Source organism: Burkholderia alba (assembly GCF_034721475.1).
GTDB classification, from domain to species: domain Bacteria; phylum Pseudomonadota; class Gammaproteobacteria; order Burkholderiales; family Burkholderiaceae; genus Burkholderia; species Burkholderia alba.
The window spans coordinates 93245-111222 of the sequence record NZ_JAWJWL010000003.1; the positions used below are offsets into that span (position 1 = coordinate 93245).

General features: G+C 67.8%; 18 protein-coding genes. 8 read left to right on the forward strand and 10 right to left on the reverse strand.

The window, feature by feature from the left end:
• Positions 1–20: 20 nt before the first annotated feature.
• Entirely contained in the window at positions 21–2144 is a 2124-nt protein-coding gene (locus RZR99_RS03810) for a S53 family peptidase (protein WP_323118414.1), read from the forward strand.
• 278 nt (positions 2145–2422) lie between these two features.
• Here RZR99_RS03810 and argG read toward each other — a convergent pair whose 3' ends face one another.
• From argG to RZR99_RS03825, 3 genes are all read right to left on the reverse strand, one after another.
• Positions 2423–3757 carry an argininosuccinate synthase gene (argG, locus tag RZR99_RS03815; RefSeq protein ID WP_323118415.1) on the reverse strand — a complete coding sequence of 445 codons (1335 nt, stop codon included), beginning with the start codon at positions 3755–3757 and terminating at the stop codon, positions 2423–2425.
• 445 nt (positions 3758–4202) lie between these two features.
• A complete protein-coding gene (locus RZR99_RS03820; RefSeq protein WP_323118416.1) occupies positions 4203–4736 on the reverse strand; it encodes an SRPBCC family protein in 534 nt (177 codons plus the stop codon).
• The gene (locus tag RZR99_RS03825) at positions 4733–5098 is read right to left on the reverse strand and encodes an ArsR/SmtB family transcription factor (RefSeq protein WP_323118630.1); all 366 of its coding nucleotides are present in this window, start codon (positions 5096–5098) and stop codon (positions 4733–4735) included. The genes RZR99_RS03820 and RZR99_RS03825 overlap by 4 nt, the downstream gene beginning before the upstream one ends.
• A 246-nt stretch (positions 5099–5344) precedes the next feature.
• Between RZR99_RS03825 and RZR99_RS03830 the strand changes: the two genes are divergently transcribed.
• The 6 genes from RZR99_RS03830 (at position 5345) to RZR99_RS03855 (ending at position 8401) form a co-directional block, all read left to right on the forward strand.
• Positions 5345–5926: an RNA polymerase sigma factor gene (locus RZR99_RS03830; protein WP_323118417.1), complete on the forward strand. Its 582-nt coding sequence runs from the start codon at positions 5345–5347 to the stop codon at positions 5924–5926.
• A 12-nt stretch (positions 5927–5938) separates the two neighbouring features.
• Positions 5939–6247 carry a hypothetical protein gene (locus tag RZR99_RS03835; protein WP_323118418.1) on the forward strand — a complete coding sequence of 103 codons (309 nt, stop codon included), beginning with the start codon at positions 5939–5941 and terminating at the stop codon, positions 6245–6247.
• A 2-nt stretch (positions 6248–6249) separates the two neighbouring features.
• The gene (locus RZR99_RS03840; protein ID WP_323118419.1) at positions 6250–6573 is read left to right on the forward strand and encodes a ferredoxin family protein; all 324 of its coding nucleotides are present in this window, start codon (positions 6250–6252) and stop codon (positions 6571–6573) included.
• 60 nt (positions 6574–6633) lie between these two features.
• Positions 6634–7347 carry an O-methyltransferase gene (locus RZR99_RS03845; protein ID WP_323118420.1) on the forward strand — a complete coding sequence of 238 codons (714 nt, stop codon included), beginning with the start codon at positions 6634–6636 and terminating at the stop codon, positions 7345–7347.
• A 169-nt stretch (positions 7348–7516) separates the two neighbouring features.
• Complete coding sequence (locus tag RZR99_RS03850; protein WP_323118421.1) at positions 7517–7921, forward strand: hypothetical protein; 405 nt, start codon at positions 7517–7519, stop codon at positions 7919–7921.
• A gap of 132 nt (positions 7922–8053) precedes the next feature.
• Positions 8054–8401: a family 1 glycosylhydrolase gene (locus RZR99_RS03855; protein ID WP_323118422.1), complete on the forward strand. Its 348-nt coding sequence runs from the start codon at positions 8054–8056 to the stop codon at positions 8399–8401.
• A gap of 98 nt (positions 8402–8499) precedes the next feature.
• Here RZR99_RS03855 and RZR99_RS03860 read toward each other — a convergent pair whose 3' ends face one another.
• The 4 genes from RZR99_RS03860 to RZR99_RS03875 form a co-directional block, all read right to left on the reverse strand.
• A complete protein-coding gene (locus tag RZR99_RS03860; protein WP_323118423.1) occupies positions 8500–9135 on the reverse strand; it encodes a riboflavin synthase in 636 nt (211 codons plus the stop codon).
• Between the two features lie 15 nt (positions 9136–9150).
• On the reverse strand, positions 9151–10272 hold the full coding sequence (ribD, locus tag RZR99_RS03865) for a bifunctional diaminohydroxyphosphoribosylaminopyrimidine deaminase/5-amino-6-(5-phosphoribosylamino)uracil reductase RibD (RefSeq protein WP_323118424.1): 1122 nt from the start codon (positions 10270–10272) through the stop codon (positions 9151–9153).
• Between the two features lie 17 nt (positions 10273–10289).
• The gene (gene hemL / locus RZR99_RS03870; protein ID WP_323118425.1) at positions 10290–11573 is read right to left on the reverse strand and encodes a glutamate-1-semialdehyde 2,1-aminomutase; all 1284 of its coding nucleotides are present in this window, start codon (positions 11571–11573) and stop codon (positions 10290–10292) included.
• A 144-nt stretch (positions 11574–11717) separates the two neighbouring features.
• Positions 11718–12173 (reverse strand): hypothetical protein, encoded by a 456-nt coding sequence (locus RZR99_RS03875; protein WP_323118426.1) that lies wholly within the window; start codon positions 12171–12173, stop codon positions 11718–11720.
• Between the two features lie 194 nt (positions 12174–12367).
• Here RZR99_RS03875 and RZR99_RS03880 point away from each other — a divergent pair, with 194 nt between their 5' ends.
• Positions 12368–13582 (forward strand): Bcr/CflA family multidrug efflux MFS transporter, encoded by a 1215-nt coding sequence (locus RZR99_RS03880; RefSeq protein WP_323118427.1) that lies wholly within the window; start codon positions 12368–12370, stop codon positions 13580–13582.
• 111 nt (positions 13583–13693) lie between these two features.
• On the opposite strand, the gene RZR99_RS03885 is transcribed toward RZR99_RS03880, so the two are convergent.
• The 3 genes from RZR99_RS03885 to zwf form a co-directional block, all read right to left on the reverse strand.
• Positions 13694–15610, reverse strand: coding sequence for a bifunctional transcriptional regulator/glucokinase (locus RZR99_RS03885; protein WP_323118428.1), 1917 nt, complete (start codon positions 15608–15610; stop codon positions 13694–13696).
• Positions 15588–16268 carry a 6-phosphogluconolactonase gene (gene pgl, locus RZR99_RS03890; RefSeq protein WP_323118429.1) on the reverse strand — a complete coding sequence of 227 codons (681 nt, stop codon included), beginning with the start codon at positions 16266–16268 and terminating at the stop codon, positions 15588–15590. Before pgl ends, RZR99_RS03885 begins: the two co-directional genes overlap by 23 nt.
• Before the next feature lie 85 nt (positions 16269–16353).
• On the reverse strand, positions 16354–17823 hold the full coding sequence (gene zwf, locus RZR99_RS03895; protein WP_323118430.1) for a glucose-6-phosphate dehydrogenase: 1470 nt from the start codon (positions 17821–17823) through the stop codon (positions 16354–16356).
• Positions 17824–17978: the final 155 nt, after the last annotated feature.

Sequence of the window (17978 nt, forward strand, 5' to 3'; positions counted from 1 at the left end):
ATTTCCGTTCGGGAGGCGTCATGTTCGCCACACGTATGGCCGGATTGTCCTCGGTGGCCGTGGGACTGGGGTTTTTGTGCGGCGCGCTTCATGCGCAGCCGGTACCGCGCGTCGTGACGCAGGCGGTGGACGAGCGGGCGACCGTGACGCTGCCCGGCAACGTCCGGCCCGAGGCGACAGCCGCCAACGATCGCGGGCGCGTCGACGACACGCTGATGCTCGACCACATGCAATTGCTGCTGCAGCGGCCTGCGCAGACCGAGGCGGCGCTCGTGCGGCTGATCGATCAGCTGCACGATCCCGCATCGCCGACATTTCATCACTGGCTGACGGCCGACCAGTTCGGCGCCGAGTTCGGCCCGTCCGGCGCCGACGTGGCGGTCGTCACCGACTGGCTGACGCGGCACGGCTTCACGGTCGGTTCCGTGCAAAAGAGCGGCATGGTGATCGATTTCTCCGGTACCGCGGAGCAGGTGCGCACCGCCTTCGGCGCGGAAATGCATTACCTCGACGTGAACGGCAGCACGCACATCGCGAACATGAGCAATCCGCGCATTCCCGCCGCGCTCGCCCGCATCGTGAACGGGATCGTGTCGCTGCACGACTTCGTTCCGCATACGAATTTCAAGGCGCGCCCGTCGTATACGTTCACGAGCGGCGGCTCGACCTATCAGGCCGTCGTGCCGGCCGATCTCGCGACCATCTACAACTTCGGGCCGGCGTTCGCGTCGGGCTTGACCGGCCAGGGGCAGACGATCGTCGTGATCGAGGACACGAACGTCTACAACACGGCGGACTGGACGACCTTCCGGGCGACCTTCGGACTGTCGGGATACACGAGCGGATCGTTCACCCAGGTCCATCCCGCGCCGTCGAGCGGCGCCGGCAACTGCACCAATCCCGGCGTGGTCGCGGGCAACGAGATGGAGGCCGAACTCGATGCGCAATGGGCGAGCGCCGCCGCGCCGGGCGCGGCGATCGTGCTCGCGTCGTGCAAGGACACCCGCACCACGTTTGGCGGCCTGATCGCGTTGCAGAACCTGCTCAACGGCAGCGCGCCGCCGCCGATCGTCAGCATCAGCTACGGCGAATGCGAAGCGGAAAACGGCGCCTCGGCCAACGCGGCTTACTACGCCGCCTATCAGCAGGCGGCGGCGCTGGGGACCTCGGTGTTCGTGTCCGCCGGCGACGAAGGGGCGGCGAGCTGCGATGCCGATGCTTCGAAGGCGACGCACGGGATCGGGGTCAACGGGTTCGCGTCGACGCCGTACAACGTTGCGGTCGGCGGCACCGACTTCGGCGACACCTATGCCGGTACCAGCGCGACCTACTGGAGCGCGACCAACGGCTCGACCTATGGCTCGGCGCTGTCGTACGTCAACGAAATTCCGTGGAACGATTCCTGCGCGAGCACGCTGATCGCCACGAAGCTCGGCTATGCGACGACCTACGGATTCAACGGATTCTGCAACAGCTTCACCGGCCGCGAGGACTTCCAGACCACCGCGAGCGGCAGCGGCGGCCCGAGCGGCTGCGCGACCGGCGCGGCGGCCCGGACGGGCATTGTCGGCGGAACCTGCAAGGGATATGCGAAACCGTCGTGGCAGGCGCTCGTCGGCAATCCGTCCGACGGCGTGCGCGATCTGCCCGATGTCTCGCTGTTCGCCGCGAACGGCGTGTGGGGCCACTACTACGTGTTTTGCGATTCGGATCTGGCCGACGGCGGCGCGGCCTGCACCGGCGCGCCGAGCGGCTGGTCGGGTGCGGGCGGGACCTCGTTCGCGTCGCCCATCTGGGCCGGTATCCAGGCGCTCGTCAATCAGAAAATGGGCGCGAAACAAGGCAACCCGAATACCGTCCTTTATCCGCTCGCGGCGACGGAGTACGGCGCGGCGGGGAGCAGCGCGTGCAATTCGAGCAACGGCAAGAATGCCGGCGCCAGTTGCGTCTTCTACAACGTCACGCAAGGCGACATCGACGTGAACTGCAGCGGCTCGACCAACTGCTATATGCCGGGCGGCTTCGTGGGCGTGCTGTCGACGACCAGCAGCAGTTACCAGAAAGCGTATGGCACGGGAACGGGCTGGAATTTCGCGACGGGGATCGGCACGGTCAACGTGATGAACCTGTTGAGCGGCTGGTGAAAGCGTCGGAACCGTGAGCGGCGGGGGCCGGTGCCGCGATAGCGGATACCGGGCCATTCGAGGCTCGGTTCGGGAAGCGGGTGGAGCCTGGAGAGAACGCGCGGCGTTGCGGGCATGCTGCCGGGGGGCGTCGCCGTACCCCGGTGGGGCGTCGAGCGGTGTGCGAGCGCGCCGGCGTATCGCGCGCCCGGCGGGTTTCGGCCGAGCGCGCGAAGCTTCGCCACCCGGCCGGCGACGGCAGGACCAGACGGCTGCCCGGTCCGTTCGCCGTATTCGTATTACTCGCTGTCTTCCTTCAACTGCGGCAGCGCCGATGCTTCGCTCGGGGTCAGCAGGCCGACCTGGGCGTAGATGCGCAGCTTTTCGCGGGTATCGGTGATGTCGAGGTTGCGCATCGTCAGCTGGCCGATCCGGTCGCGCGGCGAGAAGGTCGACACGACCTTCTCCATCGACAGGCGTTCCGGCTGGTACGTGAGGTTCGGCGATTTCGTGCTGAGGATCGAGTAGTCGTTGCCGCGACGCAGTTCGATCTTCACTTCGCCGGTGACCGCGCGCGCGACCCAGCGCTGCGCGGTTTCGCGCAGCATGATCGCCTGCGGGTCGAACCAGCGGCCCTGGTACAGCAGCCGGCCCAGGCGGCGGCCGTTCTCGCGGTACTGTTCGATCGTGTCTTCGTTGTGGATGCCGGTGACGAGCCGCTCGTACGCGATGTACAGCAGCGCGAGCCCCGGCGCTTCATAGATGCCGCGGCTCTTCGCCTCGATGATCCGGTTCTCGATCTGGTCGCTCATGCCGAGGCCGTGGCGGCCGCCGATGCGGTTCGCTTCCAGCAGCAGCTCGACCGCATCCGTGAATTCGACGCCGTTGAGCGCGACCGGGCGGCCTTCCTCGAAGCGCACCGTCACTTCCTCGGCCGCGATCTTCACGTCGTCGCGCCAGAACGCGACGCCCATGATCGGGTTGACGATCTTGATGCCGCTTTCGAGGCTCTCGAGATCCTTTGCTTCGTGCGTCGCGCCGAGCAGGTTCGAATCGGTCGAGTAGGCCTTTTCCGCCGACATCTTGTACGCGAAGCCCGCCTGGCGCATGAACTCGGACATTTCCGCGCGGCCGCCCAGCTCGTCGATGAAGGTCTGGTCGAGCCACGGCTTGTAGATTTTCAGATCGGGGTTCACCAGCAGCCCGTAGCGGTAGAAGCGCTCGATGTCGTTGCCCTTGTAGGTGCTGCCGTCGCCCCAGATGTTGACGCCGTCTTCCTTCATCGCGGCGACGAGCATCGTGCCCGTCACGGCGCGGCCGATCGGCGTCGTGTTGAAGTAGGTGACGCCGGCCGTCGAGATGTGGAACGCACCGCATTGCAGCGCCGCGATCCCTTCGGCGACGAGCTGCGCGCGGCAGTCGATCAGGCGTGCGCCCTGCGCGCCGTACTCGGTCGCGCGGCGCGGGATCTGCTCGTAGTCGTCCTCGTCGGGCTGGCCGAGGTTGGCGGTATAGGCATACGGCACCGCGCCTTTGAGCTTCATCCAGTGCAGTGCCGCGCTGGTGTCGAGGCCGCCGGAGAAGGCGATGCCGACCTTCTGGCCGGTCGGTAAGCTTTCAAGAATCGTCGTCATGAGGAAAACCGTTCAATCAAGGTCTGGATGGAGGGAATCTCGCGGAATCTGCAAGTATCGTCTGTGCCTGATATTGAGGCAAGCCCGGCGCACCGGCCGGACCGGGCCGCGCGGCGGGGCCGGCGGCCCCAAAGTCGACCGCTGAACGAGTTCGATATCGTCGGGAGAAAGGGGCGGACGGCCGCTTCGGCGGCGTATCGCAGACGCAGCGGGTCAGGACGGGGCGGCGCTTCGGCGAGGGTCGGATAGTCGCCGGTCGAGCCGTCGGCGCCGACTCGCGAAGGCGCGCCTGCTGTTCGCGCAGCTGTGGGGTCGGATCCGGGAGGTGCCGGCCTTCCCACGGAGCCGCCGGTTCTCGGGCACGCGGCAAGCGGGCGCCGGGAAGGGCGGTGGCGGAGAGGCTCATGCGGGGCCGCCGGCCGCGTGGGCGCCCCCGCATCGTGTGTCAGGCCGGCAGGAGCCGGTCGTATTCGTCGTGGAGGCGGCTCCAGCCGTCCCAGAACGTTGCGGGCGCCTCGCCGCTCGCGCGGGCCACGAGGATGTCGAGGTGCATGTGCCAGCCGGCGGCGACCTTCAGCCGCATCGAGCGTTCGGCCAGGCGGCGGTGGATCACGGTGAGCAGCACGTCGCTGCCGCGCGGCGCCAGTTCGAACGACACGTCGCCGCTGCCGCTCCAGGCGATCGCGAGTTTGCGCGGCGGGTCGAGTTCGGTGATCCGGCTCTGCATCCGGTGCTCGGCGGCGAAACCGGGCGGACGCCGGCCGGGCGGATCGCTCAGCGCGTCGTTGCGCCAGACCAGTTCGAACGGCGCGCCGGCCTGCAGCGTCATCTCGCCCGCCGCCAGCCACAGGCGGCGCAGGTCGCTGTCGACCAGATAGGCCCAGACGCGTTCGACCGGACCGGGCAGAAGGCGCTGGATCGTCAGGGTGGCGGGCTCGGTCAGCGTGCCGTAGGCGTTCGGCATGGCGGGTGCGTTCATCGATCGTCTCCTTCGGAGGGTGGGGGTGTGCGCGCGTCTTCGTCGCGCAGCAACTGTTCGAGCATGTCGAGACGCTGGGTCCAGAAACGCTCGTAAAAACTTAACCACGTGTGGGCGCTTGCAAGCGGGCCGGGTGCGAGCCGGCACAGATGCGTGCGGCCTCGCACCTCGCGCCGGATCAGCCCGGCGCGCTCCAGCGCCTTGATGTGCTTCGATGCTGCCGCGAGCGAGATCGCGAACGGCTCCGCGAGCTGGCCGACGGTCCGTTCGCCGCCGGCGAGTTCGCGCAGCATCCTCCGGCGCGTGGCATCGCCGAGCGCATGGAAGACGGCATCCAATTGAGTCGTTTCTAGTTCAACCATATGGTTGAGTATAGGAATGTCTACCCAGAAAGTAAACCAAAAGGTTGAATGATTGGCGGCGGGGTTTGCGGGAGATCGGGCGATACGTGTTTCCCGGAGGGACACGCTCTTCACGGGACGGTCGCCCTGTTCGCGCGTCCGGCGCGCCGATGGCAAGATCCGGAGCACGGCGCCGCCCCGCGCACGGACGCTGAAAAATTTTCGCGGCATGCACAATATTCCCGAGCCTGAAACGTCTTCAGGCGCATGGAACCCCTGCCCACTCCTCACACGATGACCGAACGAGACAGCGACATCACCGCGACCGTTTTGCGTGAGCGCGCGAGGCTCGGCAATTTCATCCGGCGCCGGGTGCGCGATCCGGGCGACGCGGAAGACATCCTGCAGGACGTCTTCCATGAATTCGTGCAGGCCTACCGGCTGCCGGCGCCGATCGAGCAGGCGAGTGCCTGGCTGTTTCGCGTCGCGCGTAACCGCATCGTCGACCGGTTTCGCAAGAAGAAGGCGCAGCCGTTGATCGCGAGCCCGGAGGCGGCGGACGACGCCGGCGACGAATATCGCCTCGATCTCGCGCTGCCGGCGCACGACGCGGATCCGGACGCGCTTTATGCGCGCTCCGTGCTGCTCGAAGCCCTGCAGGATGCGCTCGACGAACTGCCGCCGAATCAGCGCGACGTGTTCATCGCGCACGAACTGGGCGGGCGCAGTTTCAAGGAAATGGCGGCGGAGAGCGGCGTGGCGGTCAACACGCTGCTCGCGCGCAAACGCTATGCGGTCCTGCATCTGCGCGCGCGGCTGCAGACCACGTATGACGAACTCGATCTTTGAAGGAGTGGATGAATGACGTATCGAATCAGATGGGTGGGCAAGGTGTTGCTCGTGGCGGTCGGCGTGGGCGTGCTCGGGGTCGCGGTGATGCTGCTGTGGAACGGGGTGATGCCGGCGATCTTCGTCGGCGCGCGCGCGATCGGCTATTGGCAGGCGCTGGGGCTGCTGATCCTGAGCCGCATCCTGTTCGGCGGGTTTCGCGGACATGGCGGCTGGCACGGGCGGCGTCACTGGCGCAAATGGGAAGCGATGTCGCCCGAGGAGCGCGAGACGTTTCAGCAGGCCTGGCTGTCGCGCCGTGGCCGGGCCAGGGAGGAGTGAACATGCCGCGCGAAGCGTCGGGACGCGATTGCAGGCAGGACCCGGGCGTCATCGTGCCGGTGGTCGATCTGAAACGCTGCGAAGGCAAGGGCGATTGTCTGGCGGTGTGTCCGGAGCACGTGTTCGAGATCCGGCGCATCGACGATGCCGATTACCGGAACCTCGGCGCGATGCATCGCTTCAAGCTGCGCGTGCACGGCATGAAGGTGGCCTATACGCCGAATGCCGACGCGTGCCGGTCGTGCGGCCTGTGCGTGACGGCCTGCCCGGAGCGCGCGATCAAGCTGGCGCGCGCGACGCCGCCCGATGCCGGGTCGACCGGCTGAGGTTGCGCATCGGCAAGACCCGGCGCGGCACACATTCCACCCGTTCGACACGGAGAACCCATGTCACCCTCGAGCGCCGCACTGCTGAAGCGGCTTCATGAACAGAGCAACGATCAGGTCATGGGCCGCGCCCGCGCGCAGTTCCACGGGACGAACGAAGCGTTCCTGGCGCTTGCGCGGCAATACGAGGCGCTCGCGCCCAGATTGAAAGGGCGCTTCCTTGATGCGCACGGGCTGTCCACCGACGATTCCGAGGCATCGCAAGGGACGACGCTGTCGCTGGCCGTGTCGGAGCACATGGGGTGCTTCCTGCATCAGATGGTGCTGTCGCACCGGCCGTTGCGGATCCTCGAGCTGGGCAGTTCGTACGGCGTATCCACGCTGTATTTCGCGGAAGCGCTGCGGACGCTGGGCCGCGGCACCGTGATCGCGACCGAGAGGGATGCCGAGAAGTGCGCACACATCCGTGCGCACGTCGAGACAGCCGGGCTGGAGCGGTATGTGGACCTTCGCGAAGGCGATGTCTTCGAGACCGTCTCGGCGCTCGACAGTACGTTCGACATCGTGTTCATGGACATCTGGGCCAGTACATATCTCGCGTTGTTCAAGCGGATCGAAGGGCGGCTGCGGCCGGGCTCGATCGTGATCGCGGACAACATGTATACCGCCGGGGACGACGTACGGCCCTACAAGCGGTACGTCGATCGTCATCCCCGGTTTTCCAGCATGACCCTGGACTTCGAATCGGGCGTCGAGCTGACCGTCGCGCGGTAGGGTGTCGCGGGCGGGGCGAGTGATCGTTGTGGGAGGTCCGGCGGCATCCGCCGCAATCGGCGAGATCAGGCTCGCTCCGGTTGAGCAGGATCGGACCGACGTCGAGAGCGTCAAGTCCGAACACGGGCCGACAGGTGACGCGGGAACTCAAGAACGCCGACGCCATCGCATGACCCGTAGATATCCTGCCGGACAGCCGGGGTCTGAGCGCATCGCCGTCGTTGATCCGCGCGGACAGCTGGCCGGCCGTGGGCGGCGCGCCCCTCGAGCATGCGATCCGAAGCATCGCGGGGCGATTTCGATTTCGATCGACGTGATGCGGTTCTGCATCCCGCCGGTTGCAAGCGATCTTTCGTTCGATCTGGTTGGACTCGTGCGAATCGAAATGCCTGAAGTGCGCGAAGCGCGCTTGCCGCCCGGGCGTTCAAGTTTCGGTATCTGCTGCTTCCTGCGAGCTTCGGAGTGCCGTTCGGCATGCGTTGCGTATTCTCGCCTCGACGATGATCGATCTGCGGCGTTACCGCTGAAAGTCGACGTCGGTATGAGCAGCGTCGAGATGATGTTCGTGCCGTAAAGCATTGCATCCATGTCGTCGGCAATTCTGAAGCTTTTACGTGAAAGCCGCGCCGGACGGCTCAGGTCCGGTGGTGGCCGCGTCCCCCGCGGGCGAACCGCAAACCGCGGGCTATCCGGTCGAGCCCTAGGCATGTCCGAAATGCTGCTGAGGGTCCACCGCGATGACGGTGCTCCGTCGCTCTGCATCACGGAAACCGGCTTCGCGGTGCAGGAGGCCGCGCCGGCGGACGGCATGGTGGACGATACGCCGCGCGCGTCGTACCTGGCCAGCTATCTGGCCGAGGCGCTCTCCGCCTATCGGCAGGGCGTTCGATTGAAGGGCGTGTTCTGCCGGGCCGCGTTCGACAGTTGGGAATGGGCGAGCGGATTCACGAAGCAGTTCGGATTGATCCACGTCGATCAGTCCACGCAGACGCGCATGCCGACACGCTGCCTTGCCTACTATTCGCGCTGCATCGCCAGCAACACGGCAATGTAGTTGCTTGGCGCGGCGCACGTTGTTCGTGCGCCGCGGTTTCGGCGATCCGATGCGTGCGAGACCGTTCGTGCAGGAGGCGCCCGCCGTCGAAAATCGAATTACGCCACCGGCTTGTGGCCGTCCTGAGACGTCGACAGCATCCGCTCCACGTACCGCGCGATCAGATCGATCTCCAGATTCACCCGCGACCCGGCTTTCAGATGCCTCAGCGTCGTCACTTCGACGGTATGCGGGATCAGGTTGATCGAGAATTCGCAGCCGTCCGTGCGATCGTCGATCGAGTTGACGGTCAGGCTCACGCCGTTCACCGTGATCGACCCCTTGTACGCGAGATAGCGGCCAAGCTCGCGCGGCGCGAGCACGCGCAGTTCGTGCGACTCGCCGACCGGCGCGAAGTGCGTGACCGTGCCGAGCCCGTCGACGTGGCCCGACACCAGATGGCCGCCGAGCCTGTCGTGCGCGCGCAGTGCTTTCTCGAGGTTCACGTCGCCGGGCTCGGCGAGTCCCACCGTCTTGTTCAGGCTTTCGCGCGACACGTCGACGTCGAACGAGTTGGCGGTCTTGCCGATCGCGGTCATGCACGCGCCCTGGATCGAAATGCTGTCGCCGAGCGCGACATCGGCGAGGTCGAGCCCGCCCGCATGCACCGTGAGGCGCACGCCGGCATCGGGGCCTGCGCCGAGCGGCTGGATGGTTTCAATGCGGCCGACTGCCGCGACGATTCCGGTAAACATCGTGGTCGATTCCGTTCAGTGAGTGTCGGGGGCGGGCGCGAAGCGCGCGAGGATGCGCAGATCGTCGCCGACGCGTTCGATGCCGTGAAAGGCGAGCTGCACGCGCGCGTCGAGTGCCGTGGGCGCGGCCAGGTCGAACATGCCTGCCGCATCGGCGCCGAGCAGGCTCGGCGCGAGATAGACGAGCAGTTCGTCGACGCAGCGCTCGCGCAGCAGCGATCCGTTCAGCTTGTGGCCGGCCTCGACGTGCAGTTCGTTGAAGCCGCGCTGGCCGAGCGCGGCGAGCATCGCGGGAAGGTCGACTTTCCCGCGCGGGTTCGCGAGCGGCACGACTTCCGCGCCGCGCTCGCGCAGCACCGCCGCGCGCGCTTCGCCCGCCGCGTCGAGCGCGCCGCAGAAGATCAAGAGCGGCGCGCCGTCGAGCAGGCGCGCGTCGAGCGGCAGCTCGACCCGGCTGTCGACCAGCACGCGCTGAGGCTGGCGCGGCGTCTCGATGCCGCGCACGGTCAATTGCGGATCGTCCTCGCGCACGGTGCCGATGCCCGTCAGGATCGCGCACGCGCGGGCGCGCCACGCATGGCCGTCGGCACGGGCGGCCTCGCCCGTGATCCACTGGCTTTCGCCCGTCGGCAGCGCGGTGCGGCCGTCGAGCGACGCCGCCGTCTTCATCCGCACCCACGGGCGGCCGCGCGTCATCCGCGAGACGAAGCCGATGTTCAGCTCCTGCGCTTCCTGCGCGAGCAGACCGCAGCGCACGTCGATGCCCGCGTCGCGCAGCATCGTGAGGCCCCGTCCCGACACTTGCGGATTCGGGTCTTCCATCGCCGCGATCACCCGGCCGACGCGCGCGTCGATCAGCGCATGCGCGCACGGCGGCGTGCGGCCGAAATGGCTGCACGGCTCGAGCGTGACGTAGACGGTGGCATCCTGCAGGTCGTGGCCGTGCGAGCGGGCGTCCTTCAGCGCCTGCACCTCGGCGTGATCCTGGCCGGCCGGCTGCGTGAAGCCTTCGCCGATCACCTCGCCGTCCTTGACGATCACGCAGCCGACCCGCGGATTCGGCGTGGTCGTGTACATGCCGCGCGCCGCGAGCGCGAGCGCGCGCTGCATCTGAATGAAATCGCTGTCCGAGAACATCGGCGGCGGCTCCGGCGTCAAGCCGCGAGCGCGGCGAACGCGCGGCGCGCGGCGGCGAGCGTCGCGTCGACGATCGCATCGTCGTGCGTGCTCGACACGAAACCGGCCTCGTACGCGGACGGCGCGAAATACACGCCTTCGTCGAGCATCAGGTGGAAGAAGCGGTTGAAGCGCTCGATATCGCTCTTCGTGACGTCCGCGAAGCGCACCGGCACCTGTTCGGTGAAGTAGAGCCCGAACATCGCGCCGATCGAATCGGCGGCGAACGGTACGCCCGCCGCGCGCGCCTCGGCGGCGAGGCCGTCGGCGAGGCGCCGGGTCTGGCGCGTCAGCGCGTCGTAGAAGCCCGGCGCTTGGATCAGCTTGAGTGTCTTCAAGCCCGCGGCGACCGCGATCGGGTTGCCGGACAGCGTGCCGGCCTGGTAGACGCCGCCGAGCGGCGCGAGGTGGGCCATGATGTCGCGGCGGCCGCCGAACGCGGCGGCCGGCATGCCGCCGCCGATCACCTTGCCGAGGCAGGTGAGGTCGGGCCGGATGCCGTAGTGTTCCTGCGCGCCGCCGAGCGCGACGCGGAATCCGCACATCACCTCGTCGAAGATCAGCACGGCGCCGTGCCGCGTGCACAGCGCGCGCAGCGCGTCGAGGAATTCGGGCGTGCCGCGCACGAGATTCATGTTGCCCGCGACCGGCTCGACGATCACGGCGGCGATCTCGTCGCCGAATGCGGCGAATGCCTCTTCGAGCGCGGCGACGTTGTTGTATTCGAGCACCGTCGTATGTTTCGCGATGTCGGCGGGGACGCCGGCCGAGGTCGGATTGCCGAACGTGAGGAGGCCCGAGCCCGCCTTCACGAGCAGGCTGTCCGCGTGGCCGTGGTAGCAGCCCTCGAACTTGACGATCCGGCTGCGGTCCGTGAAGCCGCGCGCGAGGCGCAGCGCGCTCATCGTCGCCTCGGTGCCGCTCGACACCATCCGCACCTGCTCGATCGACAGCACCAGCTTGCAGATCTCCTCGGCGATCTCGATCTCGGCCTCGGTCGGCGCGCCGAACGAGAAGCCGTCGGCGAGCACCCGCTGCACGGCTTCGAGCACCTCGGGATGGACGTGGCCGACGATCATCGGCCCCCACGAGCCGATGTAGTCGATGTAGCGCTTGCCGTCGGCATCCCAGAAGTACGGACCTTGCGCGCGCGTGATGAAGCGCGGCGTGCCGCCGACCGAGCGAAACGCCCGCACGGGCGAATTGACGCCGCCCGGAATGGTTTGCTGGGCGCGTTCGAAGAGGATCTGATTGTTCGACATGAATTGAGACCTGCGAGAGAGGGCGGGACGGGCGCGGACGGCGCGCCGCGGCTCGCGTCGGGCGAAAAACGATCTTTCGATTGTACCGGAGACGCGCCGAACCGGCCCCCGGGCGGCCGTGCGGCGCTTCGGCGCGGGCGGCCGCTAGCTGCGCGGCGGCTTGCGCTTGCCGGTCAGCTCCGCCCAGCGCTTCTCGAGCGCGCCTTCCGCGACCGGCTTGATCGAGATGCCGGAGGTCTGCGCATCCCAGGTCTGCACCGAGAACGGGTGGATCCGCAGCGCGTCGCGGGGGATCACGACCTCGTGGTGGCCGTCGACCAGCCAGTCGTAGACGAAATCGATGCACAGCCGGTAGCCGCGCTTCCTGTCCGGATCGGGCACCTCGTAGGGCGCCCGGGTCACATAGCCCGAGCCGAACACGCCTTTCGGCTCCTTCGCGACCCGGTGCAGGAACACCCGGTCGCCCGGCAGGATGCTGCGCGAGAAGCCGCAGCCCCATACGTCCGCGACCGCCTCGCCCGACTTCACGCGCGCGGCGGCCTCGGGCAGGTCGGGCCACGGCCATTTCTTGGGGCTCCAGATCAGCAGGAAGGCAGTCATATCGAAGGCTCGCGGCGGATTCGCCAGCGTAAAAAATGGCGAGCTTAACCGATGCCCGCCCGATGCGGCTTCGGCGAGGGCTGAAAGGGGCGCGTACAATTGTCGCCTCGAGGCGGCCTGTCGGGCCGCCGGTTCGCCGTGCCCGACCGGGCTTCGCGCCGTGCGGCGCCCCGGCCGCTTCTTTCTGGATTCCCATGTCTCATGTCGTCAGACGCCGGCCCGATGGCCGGCTGATCCTGCTGCTGGGCGCGCTTGCCGCCTGCGGGCCGATCGCCACCGATATGTACCTGCCGAGCCTGCCGTCGATCGCCGACGGTTTCGGCGTCAGCGCGGCCGCCGCGCAGCGCACGCTCACCAGCTTCATGGCCGGCTTCTCGATCGGGATGCTGCTGTACGGGCCGCTGTCCGACACCTACGGCCGCCGGCCGGTGCTGCTGGGCGGCATCGCGCTGTTCACGCTCGCGAGCATCGGCTGCGTCGTTTCGACGTCGGTCGACATGCTGATCATGGTGCGCTTCATGCAGGCGCTCGGTGCCGGCGCGGCGTCGGTGCTGTCCCGCGCGATCGCCCGCGACGCGCACGAGCCGACCGACGCGGCGAAGGTGCTGTCGATGGTCGCGATCGTCACGGCGGTCGGGCCGCTGCTCGCACCGCTGCTCGGCGGACAGATCCTGCGCGTCGCCGGCTGGCGCGCGGTGTTCGTCGTGCTCACGCTGTTCGGCGCGGTATGCGCGGTGACCGCGTTTCTGCGCGTGCCGGAGACCTGGCCGCGCGAGCGGCGTGCCAGTTCGGCGGTGCTGCGCTCGTTCGCGGCATACGGCCGGATCCTGTCCGATCCGGTCGCGTGGGGGCACATGCTGTGCGGCGGGATGGCGTTCGCGGCGATGTTCTCGTACATCACCGCGACGCCGTTCGTCTACATCGATTATTTCCACGTGTCGCCGCAGCATTACGGGCTGCTGTTCGGATTGAACGTCGTCGGCATCATGATCGGCAACTTCATGAACACGCGCCTCGTCGGCCGGCTCGGCGCGCTGCGGATCATCGCGGGCGCGTCGCTGGTCAGCGGCATCGCGTCGCTCGCCGTCGCGCTGGTCGCGATAACGGGGTGGGGCGGGTTGTGGTCGATCGTCGTATGTCTGTTCTTCGTCGTCGGCGTGGTCGGGATCCTGTCCGCGAACTGCACGACCGACCTGATGCTGCGCTATCCGCACAACGCGGGCGCCGCGGCGGCCGTGTTCGGCGCGATGCAGCTGGCGCTCGGCGCCGTGGCGAGCGTCGCGATCGGCGCGATGGCCGACGGGACACCGTTCGGGATGGGCGTGACGATCGGCGCGATCGGCGTGCTGTGTCTCGTCGGACGGATGCTGGTGCTGCGCTGGCACGGCTGGCCCGTCGGGCGCGACTGAGCGCGCCGGCCGGGCGGATCGGCCGACCGGAACAACGCCTGAAAAAAGAAAATGCCGCCGGGTCGATTCGACCCGGCGGCGTTTTTCATGCCGCGCCGCGCGGGCGGACCGTCAGTCGCGCGCCGCCGGCGCCGCGCCGTGGCTCAGCCAGTCGAGCACGTCGGCGGTTTCCTCGTCGGCGCCCGCGCGCGCCTTTGCCTGCGCGACGGCCTCGGCCAGCTCCGCGTTCGGCGACGCGCGGCGGATCGCGACGCCCACCGCGAGGATGTCGATCATCACGAGATGCAGGATGCGCGAGATCATCGACAACTGCGATTCGCGCATCTCGATGTGATCCGTCTCGAGCGCCACGGTCGCGCGCTTCGCGAGCGGCGTGTTGCTCGACGTGATCGCGATCACCTTCGCACCCGCCTGCATCGCGACGTCGAGCACGCGCAGCAGCTCGGGCGCGCGGCCCGACTTCGACACCGCGACGATCACGTCGCCCTTGCCGAGCAGCGCCGCCGATGCCGCCTGCATGTACAGGTCGCCGTAGGCGATGGTCGGAATGCCGAAGCGGAAGAACTTGTAGTGCGCGTCCTGCGCGACGATGTTCGAATTGCCGAGCCCGTAGAACTCGATGCGCCGCGCATTGTTCAGGATGTCGATCGCATGCTCGACGTGCTCGAAATTCAGATGCTCGCGCAGCTGCAGGATCGCCGACACGGTGTTGTCGAGCACCTTGGCGCCGAAATCGGTCGCGGTGTCGCCGAGGTGCACCTGGCTGTGGCTCATCGGGATCGTGCCGGTCAGGCCGGTCGCGAGCTTCAGCTTGAAGTCGGACAAGCCCTGGCAGCCGAGCGAGCGGCAAAAGCGGATCACGGTCGGCTGGCTCACGTCGGCCTTGCGCGCGATGTCGATGATCGGGTCGTTGATGATCGAGCGCGGATGATTGAGCGCGAGATCGGCGACGCGCCGCTCGGCGGGCGTCAGCGCGTCGCGCATCTGGCGGATCCGCTCGAACACCGCCGACGACGCGCCGCCCGAGCGGTTCGACAGCTGCTCGGCGAGGATCGCCGATACGCCGAGGAACGCCGGGTATTCGGCGGTGATCAGGTAGGTGGGCACGTTCGCCAGGTAGGCTTCGAAGCGGCCTTTCGCCTCGAAGCGCGCGCGGAACGGCGAGCGCATGAACAGCTCGCCGAGCCGCGGCACCACGCCGCCGCCGATATACACGCCGCCGAGCGAGCCGAGCGTGACCGCGAGATTGCCGGCGAAGGTGCCGAGGATCGCGCAGAAGCACTCGACCGTTTCCAGCGCGAGATCGTCGCCGGCATGCGCGCGCTCGACGATCTCGGCCGTATCGACCGTCGCCGCGACGCGCTTCTTGTCGCGCGCGGCGAGCGCGCGGTAGATGATCTCCATGCCGGGGCCGGCGCAGACGCGCTCGAATGACACGTGCGGGAATTTCTTGCGCGCGTACTGCAGCACCAGGTCCTCGCGCTCGTCCATCGGCGCGAACGACGCGTGGCCGCCTTCGCTGCCGAGCGCGATCCAGCGGTCGTCGGCCGGGATCAGCCCGGACACGCCGAGGCCGGTGCCGGGGCCCATCAGCCCGATCACGCTGTTCTGGCGGCGCGTGCCGCCGCCGATCTGCAGCCGCTGCGCGTCGGTCAGGCCGGGCAGCGCCATCGCGAGCGCGGTGAAATCGTTGACGACCAGCAGCGTGTCGAAGCCGAGCGCGCGCCGCGTCGCCTCGATCGAGAAGCTCCAGTTGTGGTTGGTCATGCTGACCTGATCGCCGTCGACCGGATTGGCGATCGCGATCGCCGCGTGGTTCACGCGGCCGATCTTCACGTCCTTCAGATACTTGCGGATCGCGTCGGTGAGCGTCGGATAGTCGGCGCCGGGATACACGCGGATCTGCGTGATCTCGCCCGGACCGGTTTCGAGCGCGAAGCGGGCATTGGTGCCGCCGACGTCGGCCAATAGGCGCGGGCCGTCGGCGTGCTGGCTCGGGACGGCCTTAGTTTGCACACCAGTAGACATCGAGCTTTGTCCCCTTGTCGTTGGCCAGTTTCGAAATGGCGTTCTGTTGCGGCGCGGCCGCGGCGGCGTCGAGCACCGCGCGCTTGTTCGCGCCCGCGATCAGCAGGAACAGCCGGTCGATGCGCTTCAGCGCGTCGAGCGAGAAGCTCACGCGCGGATGCGGCGCCGCGCCGGGATGCACGGCGACGAAGCGCTCGGCGGTCGAGACGGCATGGTCCCATTCGGGTGCGTCGGCGAAGATCGACGCGGTGTGGCCGTCCTCGCCCATGCCCAGCACGCCGACGTTCGGTAGCCGGTGCGCGGGGTTCGCATTCAGCGCGGCGATCTGCGCATCGAGCGCGACGCGCGTGTCGACGAGCGGCAGGAAGCGCGCGCCGGCGGCGGCGTTCTGCAGCAGCGTGTCGCGCACGAGACGGGCGTTGCTCGCAGGGTCGGATTCGGGTACCCAGCGGTCGTCGATCAGCGTGACGTCGACGCGGGACCAGTCGAACGCGACGCCCGACAGGGTCTGCAGGAACGGTCGCGGACTCGTGCCGCCCGACACCGCGAGCGTCGCGCCTGCATGCTGAGCCAGCGACGCTTGCAGCGCCGCGCTCACTGCCTGCGCGAGCGCCTCGGTCTGCGCGCGCGGGCTTTCGAAAGCGTGAAACTCGATCACTTCTCCTCCAGGCTGCTTTTATTGAATTCGGTGGACTGCGGGTGCTGCTGCGCGCGCGGCGGGGCGGGCCGCGCGCACCGGCGGATCAGTTTTCTTCTTCGAGCCAGCAGGTGCCGTGCTGCGCGAGCATCGCGCTCGCGGCGGCCGGCCCCCAGGTGCCCGCCGCGTACGGCTTCGGCGGCTTGATCGAGGACGCCCATTCGTTGAGGATCGGCTCGACCCAGCGCCATGCGGCTTCCTGCTCGTCGCGCCGCACGAACAGCGCGAGGCGGCCGTTGATCACGTCGAGCAGCAGGCGCTGGTACGCCTCCATCTGGCCTTCCTTGAAGAACTGGTCGAACGCGAGGTCCAGGTGCACGCTCGCGAGGTTCATCCCTTCGCCGGGCTGCTTCGCGAGGCAGTAGAGACGGATCGACTCGTTCGGCTGCAGGCGGATCACCAGGCGATTCGCGCCGGGGCGCAGCGCGGTGGGGCCGAGCGCGGAGTGCGGCACAGGACGGAAGTTGACGACGATCTCGGCGACCCGGTCGGCGAGACGCTTGCCGGTGCGCAGGAAGAACGGCACGCCGGCCCAGCGCCAGTTCTCGATCTCGACCTTCAGCGCGACGAAGGTCTCGGTCGCGCTGTCGGGCTTCACGCCTTTCTCGGTCGCATAGGCGGGCACCTGGGTGCCCTTGATCACGCCCGCGTGGTACTGACCGCGCACCGCGACCTTGCCGATGTCGCGCGGGTCGATCGGCTTCAGCGCGCGCAGCACGCGCAGCTTCTCGTCGCGCACCGAGTCGGAATCCATCGAGTGGGGCGGCTCCATCGCGACGATCGACAGCAACTGCAGCAGGTGGTTCTGCACCATGTCGCGCAGCGCGCCGGTGTTGTCGTAGAAATCGCCGCGCGCCTCGACGCCGAGCTCTTCCGCGATCGTGATCTGGATGCTCTCGACCCATTCGCGGCGCCACAGCGGCTCGAACAGCGCGTTGCCGAAGCGCAGCGCGAGCAGGTTCTGCACCGGCTCCTTGCCGAGGTAGTGGTCGATCCGGTAGATCTGGTCTTCCGCGAAGATCTCGCCGACCGCGTCGTTGATCGCGTTCGACGAGCGCAGGTCGTAGCCGAGCGGCTTCTCCAGCACGATGCGCGCGCCTTCGTTGAGGCCGACCGCGGCGAGCGCCTTGCAGATCGGCTCGAACAGCGACGGCCCGGTCGCGAGGTAGAACACGCGGATGCCGGACAGCTTGTCGACCGTGTCGCGCAGCAGTGCGTAATCTTCCGCACGGCCGAGGTCGAGCTTTACATAGACGATACGGTCGAGAAAGCTGCGCCAGCTCGCGTCGTCGAACGCGCTGCCGGCCGCTTTCGCCGCGTGCGCCTTGACGTGCTCGTCGATCCACTGGAGATAGCCGTCGCGGTCCGCCGCGTGACGGGCCACCGCGACGATCTTGCCGGCTTCGGACAGCATGTTCGCGCGGTGCGCCTCGTAGAGCGCCGGCAGAATCTTGCGCATCGACAAGTCGCCGGTGCCGCCGAAAAGAACGAAGGTGAAGCTGGAATCGGTATGCATGTGTCTCCGCCGGGTTCGGGTGGCCGCAAAGCAAGCCGTAGTGCGATAAAAATATTTTTGACACTGAATTGTAGTTTAACTACAATCCGCCGCAAGGGGTAGCACCCAATCGAAGAAAAAGAAGCGCACGGTATCGAAGAGGCGCGATCTTCGGC